The sequence below is a fragment of the Nonomuraea sp. NPDC050383 genome (genome assembly GCF_044459125.1).
Taxonomy (GTDB): domain Bacteria; phylum Actinomycetota; class Actinomycetes; order Streptosporangiales; family Streptosporangiaceae; genus Nonomuraea.
In genome coordinates, this window is record NZ_JBITIP010000013.1 from 51,105 (window position 1) to 63,231 (window position 12,127).

Annotated in this window: 10 protein-coding genes; 3 read left to right on the forward strand and 7 right to left on the reverse strand. The window is 70.9% G+C overall.

Translation table 11 applies throughout. From position 1 onward, the window contains the following. Positions 1 to 10: 10 nt before the first annotated feature. From ACIBG4_RS28845 to ACIBG4_RS28860, 4 genes are all read right to left on the reverse strand, one after another. Positions 11 to 769 carry a tetratricopeptide repeat protein gene (locus ACIBG4_RS28845; RefSeq protein ID WP_397204629.1) on the reverse strand — a complete coding sequence of 253 codons (759 nt, stop codon included), beginning with the start codon at positions 767 to 769 and terminating at the stop codon, positions 11 to 13. Beyond that, entirely contained in the window at positions 763 to 2,073 is a 1,311-nt protein-coding gene (locus tag ACIBG4_RS28850; RefSeq protein ID WP_397204489.1) for a hypothetical protein, read from the reverse strand. Before ACIBG4_RS28850 ends, ACIBG4_RS28845 begins: the two co-directional genes overlap by 7 nt. Beyond that, complete coding sequence (locus ACIBG4_RS28855; protein WP_397204490.1) at positions 2,060 to 2,665, reverse strand: hypothetical protein; 606 nt, start codon at positions 2,663 to 2,665, stop codon at positions 2,060 to 2,062. The genes ACIBG4_RS28850 and ACIBG4_RS28855 overlap by 14 nt, the downstream gene beginning before the upstream one ends. 91 nt (positions 2,666 to 2,756) lie before the next feature. Then, the gene (locus ACIBG4_RS28860; RefSeq protein ID WP_397204491.1) at positions 2,757 to 5,564 is read right to left on the reverse strand and encodes a tetratricopeptide repeat protein; all 2,808 of its coding nucleotides are present in this window, start codon (positions 5,562 to 5,564) and stop codon (positions 2,757 to 2,759) included. A gap of 177 nt (positions 5,565 to 5,741) precedes the next feature. On the opposite strand from ACIBG4_RS28860, the gene ACIBG4_RS28865 reads away from it, so the two are divergent. Then, on the forward strand, positions 5,742 to 6,173 hold the full coding sequence (locus ACIBG4_RS28865; RefSeq protein ID WP_397204492.1) for a DUF2690 domain-containing protein: 432 nt from the start codon (positions 5,742 to 5,744) through the stop codon (positions 6,171 to 6,173). Positions 6,174 to 6,177: 4 nt separating this feature from the next. Here the strand turns inward: ACIBG4_RS28865 and ACIBG4_RS28870 are convergent, their stop codons facing one another. Beyond that, positions 6,178 to 6,354 (reverse strand): hypothetical protein, encoded by a 177-nt coding sequence (locus ACIBG4_RS28870; RefSeq protein WP_397204493.1) that lies wholly within the window; start codon positions 6,352 to 6,354, stop codon positions 6,178 to 6,180. A gap of 847 nt (positions 6,355 to 7,201) precedes the next feature. Here ACIBG4_RS28870 and ACIBG4_RS28875 point away from each other — a divergent pair. After that, a complete protein-coding gene (locus tag ACIBG4_RS28875; protein WP_397204494.1) occupies positions 7,202 to 9,121 on the forward strand; it encodes an exo-alpha-sialidase in 1,920 nt (639 codons plus the stop codon). A gap of 103 nt (positions 9,122 to 9,224) precedes the next feature. On the opposite strand, the gene ACIBG4_RS28880 is transcribed toward ACIBG4_RS28875, so the two are convergent. After that, positions 9,225 to 10,157, reverse strand: a complete 933-nt coding sequence (locus tag ACIBG4_RS28880; RefSeq protein ID WP_397204495.1) for a dihydrodipicolinate synthase family protein — start codon at positions 10,155 to 10,157, stop codon at positions 9,225 to 9,227. A gap of 181 nt (positions 10,158 to 10,338) precedes the next feature. On the opposite strand from ACIBG4_RS28880, the gene ACIBG4_RS28885 reads away from it, so the two are divergent. Continuing rightward, the gene (locus tag ACIBG4_RS28885; protein ID WP_397204496.1) at positions 10,339 to 11,028 is read left to right on the forward strand and encodes a FadR/GntR family transcriptional regulator; all 690 of its coding nucleotides are present in this window, start codon (positions 10,339 to 10,341) and stop codon (positions 11,026 to 11,028) included. 85 nt (positions 11,029 to 11,113) lie between these two features. Here the strand turns inward: ACIBG4_RS28885 and ACIBG4_RS28890 are convergent, their stop codons facing one another. Beyond that, positions 11,114 to 12,094, reverse strand: coding sequence for a hypothetical protein (locus ACIBG4_RS28890; RefSeq protein WP_397204497.1), 981 nt, complete (start codon positions 12,092 to 12,094; stop codon positions 11,114 to 11,116). Positions 12,095 to 12,127 lie beyond the last annotated feature (33 nt).

The following is a 12,127-nucleotide window of genomic DNA, read 5'->3' on the forward strand; positions in this document are numbered from 1 at the left end:
CTGGGCGGCGTCACAACGAGCGGCGCCCAGCGGCATCCTCCTCGACACCGAGGCCTTCAGCAAGATCGGCTCTCGGCTCGACCATGTCCCGCGTGCTCCTCCCGATGGCTGATCCAAGGTTTCTCCGAACGATTCGAGTGGTCGGGTGGTCGGCGCTCAGCACGCGCTCGCAGTCGGCCAGGGCGGCCTCGAACAGGGGGATGGCCCGGCCCAGGTCACCCGCCGCCTGGTAGGCGCCGGCGAGGTTGTTGCGGGAGGCCAGGGTGTCCGGGTGGTCGGCACTCAACACGCGCTCCCGATCGGCCAGCGTGGCCTCCAGCAGGGGAACGGCCCGGCCCAGGCCCCCCGCCGCCTCGTAGGCGACGGCCAGGTTGTTGCGGGCGGCCAGGGTGTGGGAGTGGTCGGCGCCCAGCACCCGCTCCCGTGTGGCCAGCGTCTGCTCGTACAGCGGGATTGCCCGGCCCAGGTCACCCGCCGTGTAGTGGGCGGTGGCGAGGTTGTTGCGGAATCGCAGGGTGGTGGGATGCTCGGCACCCAGCAAGCGCTCGCAGTCGGCCAGCGTGGCCGCCATCAGGGGAACCGCGCGGCCCAGGTCCCCCGCCAGCTGGTAGGCGGCGGCGAGGTTGTTGCGGGATTCGAGGATGTGGGGGTGGCCGGCGCCCAGCACCCGCTCCTGATCGGCGAGGGTGGACCGCAGCAGGGGGACTGCGCGGGTGAGGTCGGCCATCTCGCACAGGTACCGCCCGCCCCAGGCGCGAAGTCTCAGCAGGTCAGCATGGAGGCCGTTGCCGGGGCGGGCCTGCCGGTAGAGGGTGTCGGTCTGTTCGACGAGTACCTCGACCGCGGTGCGAGCCGCCCAGGTGGCAGAGCCTCGGGCAGCGTGGCGTTGAAGGCGCGCAGCAGGCCTGTGGCCTGGTCAAGGAGAGTGCCGAGGCCGCCGTGGTGAGTGGCGCGTTCGCGCAGCACCCGCTGGATGAGGCGGTGCATCACCACCGTCTGACGGTCCTCGCTGAAGGTGATCAGCGAGGTGTCGGCCAGGTCGGCCAGCACGTGTCGTATGCCTGTCGTTTCGGTGCCCGCACCGGACCACTCGTGCAGGATCGGCAGCGGGACGCCGGCCGGGGACAGCACCGCGAGCACCCCGAGCAATCGCTGGGCGGCCGGCCGTGCGTTCTCCACCTGCGTAACCGACAACAGGATCGCCTCAGCGGTGCCGACCGGGTAGGCGTCGCCGTGCTGGGCGGGCAGGTAGTCGCGGACGGGAAAGGCACGCAGCTCTTCCAGGTAGCCGTGGTAGTCCAGGGACAGCCGGGAGATCATCGCTGCGGCCTGGGCCAGGGCCAGCGGCAGATGCCCGAGTTCGGTGGCGAGTTCGGCGGCGCCTGCGGGGTCGGCCAGGCCGGTGCGCTCGTGCAGGAAGGCCGCCGCCTGGGCGGGGGTGAACATCTCCATCTGCACCGGCTGACAGGCGCGCAGGAACGCGCGGTTACGTGAAGTGATCACGACCCGGGTCGCGCCGGTGGCCGGGCACCAGGCGCGTACCGCCGCCACGTCGGTGGCGTTGTCGAAGACCAGCAGCGCCGGCTGGGCGGTGGCGGCCAGCCATGCCTTGGCGCGCCGCGCGGCCGTGGCGGCGTCATCGTCGGGCCTGCGCTGGCCGAGCCGTTCGGCCAGCGCGGCCAGGCCGGTCAGGATCTGGTTGGGGGTCTCGGCGGCGATCCAGGCGATCACCGGCCAGCGCGCCGCCTGGCAGGCCCAGGCATAGCAGGCGGCCAGCAGCGTCTTGCCCACCCCGGGTGTGCCGGCCAGCGCGCAGATCACCACCGCCCCGCCGCCACGCGCCTCCCTCCCGCCGGTACCGGGTTCGCCGAGCAACTCGGCGAGCCGTTCCATCAGCTGAGGGCGTTCCTGGAAGCCGGGCGGGCGCTGCGGGATGTCCCCCTCGACTATCTGGCCAGGCTCCGGCTTGGGCGGGTAATGGTGATGCTCGTGCCGGTGATATTCGGCGCCGACGACCTTGTCATGGAAGACGTTGTCGTGGAAGTCGACGTGGTCGCCCTCAGCGCCGCCCATCGTCATCCCCGTCGTGATCCTGGTCCGGCGCGGCGGGCTCGGAGCCTGTCACCTGCTTGCCGACGACCTGGCCGGGGAAGGTGCTGTGGTGGAACTCGATGTGATCGCCGCCGTACGTGCGCCGATGGTCGACGACCTCGTCGATGTTCTGGTCGCCGCCCGCCTGGTACACCCGCCCCTGTCCGGAGGCCTGCCCACGCATCTGCGCGTTCCGCGCGCCGTCCCCGGTCGAGATGATGCCGAAGTTGTCGCCGCCGAGGGTGACCGCCCGCTCGCCGGCGCCCGGCACCGCAGGCGCCGTGCTCTGCGCGGCCGCCGGCGGGTTCTGCCCGGCGCGCAGCTGCGCCCGCAACGCCACCGCCGCCACTACCAGCCCGGCCGCGCCCATCGCCATGCCGGTGAACATGCCGACCACACTGGCCCGCTGATCCAGCACCTCCAGCACATGGTCGGGCAGGTGCAGCGGATCGGCGAAGAACCACAGCAGTGCCGCCGCCAGGCAGATCGCCAGCACGACGACCCCGGCGATCGCCACGACCCGCCACAACCGCGAACCCGGCGCGCGCTCCGCCCTCGGTGACGTCTTCGGCATGCCTCCAGCCTGCTCCCGAAGCGGCGCGAACGGGACTGAAGTAGCGAAGGCGTTACCGGTCATCCCGCCCTTTGCGCATCGGTCGTTCCGTCTAGTCCTCGTCACCGAGCCAGTCGAGGTTCTCGGCGACGAAGCGCAGGGAGTCGCGGACGGCCCGGGTCAGGACGTGGTCCGGCCCCAGTACCAGCTCATGGCCGGGAAGGGCTCTCTCGAACTGCCGAAGCGCACGTACGTGATCTCCGACCTGCTCATAGGCGAACCCCAGGTCGCGTCGGGCTCCGAAGGTCTTCGGATCGTCCTCGCCAAGAAGCCTCGCGAAGCCCTCCGCGGCCTCCACGTACAGAGGAACGGCACGTTTCAGGTCATCGACGGATTGATACGCGCTCGCGAGATCTTGGCGGGCGTCCAACGTGCCGGGGTGGTCTCGGCCGAACAGTCTGGAGCTGTCCGCGAGGACGCGCTTGAAGAGGGGGATGGCGCGATAGGGCTGTTCCGCCTGTTCGAAGGCGAGCGCCAGGTCTCGGCGAGCGTCCAAGGTCCTGGGATGGTCGTCACCCTGCACCCGCTCTCGGGCGGCCAGGACCTCCTCGAACATCGGCAGGGCGCGGTCTAGCGCACCGGTCAGCGCGTAGGCTCCGGCGAGCTCGCACCGGGTGTTCAGCGTGGTCGGGTGGTCGGGGCCCAGCGCGCGTTCCCGGTCTTCCAGCAGCTCCTCCAGCAACGGGATGGCCTTCGTGTAGTTCTTGGCCGCCAGGTAGGCGTCCGCGAGTCCCTCGCGGTTGGCGAGCCTGTCGGGGTGCAGGCCGTCGAGGACCCTGTCGCCGTCCTCCACGACGGCTTCCAGCATGGCGAGCGCGCCGTCCTCGTCCCCGGTCCGCGCGTGGACGTCCGCCAGGTTGAAGCGGGCGAGGAGGGTGTCCGGGTGGTCGCCGCCGAGCTCCCGTTCCCGCTCGTCCAGGTTCCTCCGCAGCAGTGCGGTCGCGCGTTCCTCCTCGCCGTTCGCCGCGCAGGCGAGCGCGAGGTTGTTGCGGACCGCCAGGGTATGGCCGTGCGCCGGGCCGAGGACGGCTTCGCACGCGGCGAGGGCCTCCTCGAAGAGGGGGATCGACACCGCCTCGTCGCCCGCGCGGTAGTGAGCGTTGGCGAGATCGTGGCGGCTCTGGAGCGTGAGCGGGTCGTGCGGCCCGAGCAGCCGTTCCCTGTCGGCCAGGAGCTGCTCGAACAGGCGCTTAGCGTTGGCGTGGTCGTCCGCCGCCTGGTAGGCATGCGCGAGGTGGCGGCGGCTCTCAAAGGTGAGAGGGTCGTTTCGGCCGTGCCGGGCCCTGCGGTCGGCGAGATTCGCCTTGAGCAGCGCGATGGCGTCACCCAGCTCCCCCGCGTCCTGGCAGGCCACACCGAGGGCGTCACGGATGTACAGCGTGACCGGATGGACGGCGCCGTAGAGCCGCAGGGCCGACTCCAGCGAGCGGTCCAGGAGGGCGACGGCCCGCAGGACGTCACCCTGCTCACCGAGGAATACGGACGTGTGCCACAGGAGGAAGGTCAGGGCCAGGCCGTCGGCGTCCTTCGGGGTCCTGGACACCAGCGCGGTGATGTGCGGGAGCAGCGCGCGGATCTCCGTCCAGGCCGCAGGGAGACTCGGGTTCGCGGGGAAGGCGAGCTCGAGCAGGATCGCCGCGCGGTCCCTCGCGATGCCGGGCGCCTCCCCCTCCGCCGTCCGGGTGACGTCCTGGATGAGCCGGTGCACGGTCACGGACTCGGAGGTCAGGCTGACCATGTTGTAGGCGCCGAGGAGGCCGAGAGCCTCCTCCACGTCGAGGGAGTCGCACAGCGCCCGCGTCGTGCTCCAGCCGCTGCGGTCGCGGCGTTCCCACAGACGACGCCGGCGGTAGACCGGCTTGGGCTCGGCCAGGGCCCGGAAGACGGTCCGCGGGACGGGTTCCGGGCCGAACCACGCCAGGATGGCGAGGAGGTCGCCGGGAAGCGGGGAGCGTACTCCGATCGTGTCGAGGGTCGTCTTCCAGACCTGGGCGATCGTCGCGCGTCCGGCGGAGCCTTCGGCCGTGCTGTCGTGGAGGCGGGCCGGCTGGTCGCGCAGGAGCCTCAGGTATGCCTCGGGAGTGAGACCGGTCTCCTGGAGGTAGGCGCCCGCCTGCTCGATCGCCAGCGGAAGCCCTCCGAGGTGGGCGGCGAGGTCCGCCGCGCCCGGCCAGGCGTCGGCTTGACCGGGCGGAGCGAAGGAGAGGAGCAGTTCGAGCGAGGCCGCCTCGTCCAGGACGTCCAACTGGACGGTGTCGGCGCCGAGGGTGTGCCAGCCGTGCGCCAGCCGGCTCGTGATGATCATCCGTCCGTCGGCGGCCGTGGCGAGATCGCCCAGCACGCCGGGGTCCGGGGCGTTGTCGCAGATCAGCAGCCAGCCGGAATGGCAGGCCAGCCAGGCCTTCGCCCGGAGCGTGAGCGCCTGCGCGGGCAGCCCTCCGAGCTCGGGCTGGAGCGCGACAGCCAGGTCGGCGAGACCCGCCGACACCGTCTCCTCGGTGTCGGACACGATCCACCAGACCATCTCGTAGTGGTCGCGGTACTGCCGCGCGTACCGCGCCGCTAACGTCGACTTTCCGACGCCGCCCATCCCGTGCAGTGCCCGCACCACCACCGGCCTGTCCTCGATCAGCGTTTCGTGGAGGACCTCCAGGTCCTCCACGCGTCCGACGAACGTGCGCGGGACGGCGGGCACGTTGCCCAGGCCCCGCGGCACTGCGACGCCTTCGACCGGACGCACCGCCTCGATCCGCGTCACCAGCTGCGTGATGTTCACGTGGTCGCCGGTCGTGATGATCCCGTGGTTGTCGCCGTGGAGCTCGACCGACCGTTCGCCGCGCGGCGGTGGAACCTCGGTCATCGGCGGGCCTCCCTCGCGCTGGACGTCCCCTCCGGGAAGCTACCCGTTTCCGGCGGGCGCGACAGCGCGAGATCGGCGGATGTTCGATTGTTCACGATTGTTCGGACGGCCTTCCTCGCCTGAGGTGAACGGTGGAACGTCGAGGTCACGTTCGTCCCACCTCCAGGAGGAAGCAGCATGTACCGAGCCCTTGCCGCCGTCACACTGAGCGCCGGCCTTCTTCTCCCCGCGTCCGCGGTCCACGCGCAGGACGACCCCGGCAGCGGACGCCGGGACGTCCGTTCCGGGGACGTGCGCAGAGGATGCAGCGGCACGCGGTGTGACGGGCTGGACCCGATCGATCTGGGATGCGACAGCGACGCCCGCACCAACTACCGGCTCTCCACCAGGCTCGGGGTGCTGGAGCGTCGTTACAGCCCCTCCTGCGACGCCTCGTGGGCACGGATCACCGGAGCCGGCGCGGGGACCTGGTTCTACGTACAGACCTGCGACGGCTCCTACGTCCGCACCTTCCGCGTACCGCCCGGCTACAACCACGCCTACACCGACATGGTGCCCGGATCCCGGCGTACCCGGGTGGGCGACCTCGCCGGCCACGGCCCCTGCTGACGTCCTACGCGCAGCGCGTCACGGCGACGGGGCCGTCGCCCTGTGGGGTGTGCACGTACGCCTCGGCGTACACGCAGCCCGGGGTGGTCAGGAGCATGTTCCCGTAGCTGCTGGGACTCTGGCCGCCGAAGGAACTGGGCGCGAACACACGGTCGGCGGAGCGGTGGACGGCGATGTGCACGACCCGGTCCGGGCCGTGCGGACCGAGAACGAGGCCCCAGCTGGCCCGGCATGAAGGCTGATGACGCAGGCGCAGGCGGCCGAACTCCGCGCCCTGCGGTGAAGTACCGATCGAAGATCAACGAGAACCACTCCGGCTCGTGCCGCGAGTTCGCGATGACCGACGCGTCGTCCGGCTCCGCCGCCAGCCGTGTGGCGGGGTATGAAGAAGGGTCATGCATCCGGCGCCTTTCTCGAAAGAGGTCGGCGCTTATTGCCCGATGCCGGCTTCCTTGTTCGCGGTTGTTCTCCGGTATCGCTCATGGGAGCTCTTCGCGTGCTCGTACTGGCTGAACGGTACAGATCCCGCCTCTCGGGCAGCGGCTCCATGCCGGCCGACCGGTAGGCGGCCACTCCCCCGACGTTGGACCTCTCGCAGCACACCTCCACCACCACGCTGGACGAACCCAGCTCCCGCAGCGCGCGCACCCCGCCGACCGTGATCGCCCGACCGCGGTGTGCCGGCTGCATCCCCAACGGCTCGATCAGCCCCGGCCTGCCTTCACCCGCTCTCCGTCCCCCGAAGGTTTCCGCGGGGGGCAGACCCGTCGAAGCCCAGCTCAGAGCCATCGTGGCCGCGTTTCGACGTGACACAGGCCGCCGCGCTGCCGTCCGTGCAGAGGAGCGGGGCTTCCAGAGGCCCGGCGCGGCCGGGAGAACCAGGGCAATGCCGTGGAAGCGGACACGCCGTAACAAGTCAGCAACATATCCGTCCGCTACCGACATTCCAGGTTCACACCCTGTTTAACATCCGACGTGGGACGTAGGACGTCTCCTCTTCACTTTCTCCTTCCAGGAAGGGCGAGGACATGCACGACAGATATCTCCCGGGGGGCCGTACCGGGAGCTCCTGGCGCCGCCGGGCGGGCGCCGTGATGGTGCTCGCCGGCTTACTCGTCAGCGCGTTCGGCGCGCCGGCGACCGCGGCGCCGGCGCGGACCTTCGAGGCCGCCACGACCGGCGACACCGCACCGTTCGTGGACGAGCAGGTGCTCTACAAGCAGGGCGACTTCGGATACGGCTGCTTCCGGATCCCCGCCGTGGTGCGGGCCACGAACGGCATGCTCCTGGCGTTCGCCGAGGGACGGGTGAAGGACTGCGGCGACGACGAGGACATCGACCTCGTGCTGCGCCGTTCCGCCGACGGCGGGCGGACCTGGGGACCCCTGCAGGTGGTCTCGGAGGGCAACGGCACGACCCACGGCAACCCGGTGCCGATCGTCGACGAGCGCACCGGGCGGATCGTGCTGGTGAGCACCCACAACGGCGGGGAGCCGTGCCCGAACGGCTGTGACCGCGACCCCTGGGTGCAGTTCAGTGACGACCACGGGGCGACCTGGTCGGCCGCCAGGGAGATGACCGAGGGCAAGCGTCCGGAGTGGAACTTCTGGTACGCCACCGGCCCGATGCACGGCATCCAGCTCAAGCTCGGCCCGCACGCCGGGCGGCTGGTCGTCGGGGCGAGTTTCGAGAGCTGGGACCGGGTCGGCAAGCACGTCTACGGCACGCACCTGCTCTACAGCGACGACAGCGGCGTGACCTGGAACATCGGCGCCGAGACGTCCCGCGACGACGGCACGGTCATCGCCCAGGAGGTCACCGTCATCGAGCTCACCGACGGGCGGATCTACGCCTCGGCCCGCGAGCGCGGGACCGACGAGGGCAGCCGGGCGTACGCGACCAGCAGCGACGGCGGCCAGACGTGGGACGAGCCGTTCCGCACCATGCCGGCCCTGGCGACGACCGACATCCAGGCGTCGCTGCTGCGCTTCGGCGACAAGCGCATCCTCTTCTCCGCGCCGATGCACCCGAGCGCCCGGGAGGCGATGGGGATCCGCTCGTCCTACGACGAGGGGCGCAGCTTCGAGACCTGGAACGAGGGCAAGGTCTTCTACTGGGGGCCGTCGGCGTACTCGGACATGGTGCGCCTGGACGGCGACGAGGCGGCCCTGATGTACGAGGCCGGCACCGTCACACCGTACGAGCAGATCCGGTTCGCGCGGTTCAACGAGGCGTACCTGGAGACGCCCAACGGCACCCCGCCCGGCATCCCGGGGCCCCCGGCGCCCGGTCCGACGACGCCGGACAAGTCGCCGAACCGCAACACGGCCTACGTCCGCGGCGGTGCGCAGCCCACCGAGGGGCGGTTCGGCAACGGGCTGGCCCTGGACCGGGTGGACGACCGGGTGGAGGTGCCGTTCGACGACTCCGTCGACCTCGGCGCGAAGGACTTCACGCTGACCTCCTGGATCCGGTACTCGGAGAAGACCGGCGCGCACACGATTCTCTGGTTCCACCGGGTGAACCGGGGCACCAACCCGCCGGCGCTGTGGCTGCGGGCCGAACCGGCCAGCAACCGCATCCGGGCGGTCCTCTCCGTCGACCGGTTCAACGTGACCGTGCAGTCGCCGAGCGCGTACAACGACGGGCAGTGGCACTTCGTGGCGCTCCAGCGGGCGCAGGGCGAGCTCCGGCTCCTGGTGGACGGCGTACAGGTCTCGGCGGCGGCGGCGCCGGCCGGTTCGCTGACCCTGGGCAAGGAGTTCGGGATCGAGGGAATCCACGTCGGACAGCGGCTGGACGGTGTGGACCGCTTCCGCGGGACGCTGGACGAGGTCCGCGTCTACCGGCGCGCCCTCACCGGCACCGAGCTGGACCTGATCCGGCGGGCGAACCTGCCGATCGGCGGTCAGCTCGGGCTGCGCCTGCCGTTCGACCACGTCGGTTGAGAAGACAGGAACCGCTTGGCGACGGCGCTCACCGGGCCCCGGTGGGCGCCGTCGCCGCGCCCTGACCGGCATCCGGATGCCGGTCATGAACCGGAGGACCCCGCTACGCCCCTGGGAAGAGCTCGGGCAGGTGCGCCCGGGCCAGTGGCCTGAGCCGTACGGCGAGCGAGGCGGCGACCGAGTCGTACGGCCACCGGACCCGGGTGCCGATGTCGGCCCAGCCACCGAGGTGGGCCAGGAACTTGTCCAGCGCGGGGTTGGCGTACCCGCTGCGCTGGAGCGGCTGGACGTGCGCGGCGAAGAACTCGTGGATCCGTCGCTCCACGTCGAGCGCGGCATCGGGTCGCGCGACCATCATCCGCTGCCATGCCATGGCGCCGGCCGGGCTGAGGGCGGCGATGTTCGAGTAGGAGCCGGCGGCACCGTGCCGCCGTCCGGTGGCCAGGTCGTGGCCGGCGACGAAGACGGCGAGGCCGGCCGCGTGGCGCTCCATCTCCGCGTACCACCGCGCGTCACCGCCGGCCACCTTGATCCCGATGACCGCGGGAACCTCGCGGCGGATCACCGGATACAGCTCGGCCGGCACCTGCGTCTTGGCGTGCGGCGGGTTGTACAGCACGAGCGGCACCGGGTCGGCGGCGGCCGCGACGCGGGCCAGGAAGCGCACCACCTCGCCGCGCGAGAGCGGCACCCAGTCCGGCAGCGTCACCTGGATCGCACCGGGCCGGAGCTCCCGTGCGCGGGCCACCCGCGCCAGGCCGGTCTGCGCGCTCATGTGGCCGGCGCCGATCTGGAACGGCAGCCGGTGCCGTTCGCACCGCTCGGCCAGCAGCGCGTTGACGCGGTCGTACTCGTCCTCGGCGAGCGCGTGGAACTCGCCGGCGGTACCGTGCGCGTACAGGCCGTCGAGCCCCACGGCGACGAGCACGTCCAGTTCCGCCTCAAGGCGGTCCCAGTCGATCGAGTCGTCGTCCCGGACGGGCAGCAGGACCGTACCCCAGGTGCCGCCGAGCGTCTCCGGCGTCAATCTCTCCACGACACCTCGCAAGCTGTTCCATACACATGGGACATCCTACGTTTTGACCGTATGGTGACCAAGTCATGTCCGTCCGGTGGCCGTCCGTGGCGTCGGCGTAGAATTCTCTGCCTCGCCCGCCCTTCCGGGACCGAGAGGTGGGATGTTCGACACAGAGTCTTTCGACGAATCTGGGGGCAGCATGCGTACGCGTGACGGCGCGTCGCTTCAGGAGCGCATCGTCGCCCTGATCCACGAGCGCGGACTGGCCCCCGGGTCACCGATGCCGACCGAAGTGCAGTTGATGGAGCTGCTCGGGGCGAGCCGCAACAGCGTCCGCGAGGCCGTGCGGGCCCTGCGGGCCTTGGGCATCGTGGAGATCCGGCACGGACATGGGACGTTCGTCGGGCACGCCTCGCTCGACGTCCTCACCCCCTCGCTCGCCTTCCAGGTGCGTTCCGGGCCGGGCGGCGTTATCCGCGCGCTGCACGATCTCGTCGAGGTCCGCGAGCTGCTCGAGACGGGGCTGATCGGCCAGGTGGCCCGGAGCACCAGCGCCACCCGGCTCGCCGCGCTGGCCGCCCTGGTCAACGGCATGGACCGGGACCGGGAAGCCGACCGGGCATTCCACGCGCTGCTGTACGAGTCGTGCGGCAACGAGCTGGTGCTGCAGCTGATCGGCCTGTTCTGGGACGTCTACCACGAGGTCGAGCCGACGCTCGGCCCGCCGGAGGAGCGGACGGCGGAGATCGTCGGCAACCACCGCCGGATCGTGGCGGCGCTTCGCGCCCGGGACGCCGAGGCCGCCCGGGAAGCGATGCGGCTGCACTTCCGCGACGTCAAGGCGCGCATCGCGCGGGCGGCGGCCCAGGCGGTGTCCCCGCCGGCCTGACCAGGGCCACCCGGCCGTATCCGGTCACACCAGGCGCGCACCGAGGCGGAGATGCGCGCCTGGCCCGAGGGCGACCCCTGTGGAGTCAGAACGTGATGAATCCGTACAGCGCCAGATGGTTCGACTTCGTGCTGCTCACCGTGTGATCGATGCTCGACGGCTGCACGGCGCCCTTGACGAACAGGTAGTCGATCTTTCTGGAACCCATGGTCGCTTTCGCCCCGTAGCCGGTCATGCCGAAGCCTCCGAGTGTGGTGGAGGCGATGTTCGCGCGATTCGCGTCGATTCCGATCACGCGGATCGTCGACGCGTTCATCAGGCTCGTGGCGTCCGCGCCGACCCGGATGCCGGACTTGGCGATGCCCGGGTCGCCCGGACCCGCGCAGGCATTCGCTCCGTTCTGTTCCGGCAGGTGCATGGTGGCGGCGAAAACCGTGGTCCCCGTTTCCCTGATCGTGAACCTCGCCGCGATGGCGCTCGTGCGCTTCCACTTGTATGCGTTGGTGGCGCCGTCGTCGTTGTCCGGCGGCTTGTACAGCGTGCACCCGGCCCCGCCGTCGTACGGTGTTCCAGGCTTCAGCCAGCCCGCGCTCCAGTATTTCGAGATGTCGCCCGCGGCCAGGCTCAGCGTCCTGGTGTTGTAGATGATCCCGTTGGTCTGCCTCTTCTTCAGGTCGCCGAGCGCCTGATCACTGCAGTTGTGGGAGCCGCCCCACTCCTCGGGGTCGTCCCAGGCCACGTGCGCCTTGTACGTGCCGGCCGGGTAGCCGAACTTGGCCGAGAGCTGGTCGGCGTAGGCCGTGGCCTGTCCGGTGCCACGCACCTGCTGCACGATGAGGAGATCGGGAGCCCGTACGCCGGAGGTGCCCGTCGCACCGTGGTCGTCGACCAGCATCGACGTGAGGTGGTCCGGGCCGGAGATCCGGGTGCAAGAGCCGTCGGCGTTGTTCCTCACCAGGTTCTCGATGTTGTCGCTGTAGACCCGTAAGACGCGATCCGCCGCGGCCGTGGGCGCTTCGTGCGCCTGGGCGGTCGCGGGGGTGCTTGTGGCGAGCGCGGCGACCACCGCGAGCGCCGTCGCGCCGGATGATCGATGAGT

Bases quoted from the DNA above. Each gene is read 5' to 3' on its own strand.
- ACIBG4_RS28855 (WP_397204490.1), bottom strand. From the start codon at position 2,665: ATGCCGAAGACGTCACCGAGGGCGGAGCGCGCGCCGGGTTCGCGGTTG.
- ACIBG4_RS28865 (WP_397204492.1), top strand. From the start codon at position 5,742: ATGTACCGAGCCCTTGCCGCCGTCACACTGAGCGCCGGCCTTCTTCTC.
- ACIBG4_RS28885 (WP_397204496.1), top strand. From the start codon at position 10,339: ATGCGTACGCGTGACGGCGCGTCGCTTCAGGAGCGCATCGTCGCCCTG.
- ACIBG4_RS28850 (WP_397204489.1), bottom strand. From the start codon at position 2,073: ATGGGCGGCGCTGAGGGCGACCACGTCGACTTCCACGACAACGTCTTC.
- ACIBG4_RS28875 (WP_397204494.1), top strand. From the start codon at position 7,202: ATGCACGACAGATATCTCCCGGGGGGCCGTACCGGGAGCTCCTGGCGC.
- ACIBG4_RS28860 (WP_397204491.1), bottom strand. From the start codon at position 5,564: ATGACCGAGGTTCCACCGCCGCGCGGCGAACGGTCGGTCGAGCTCCAC.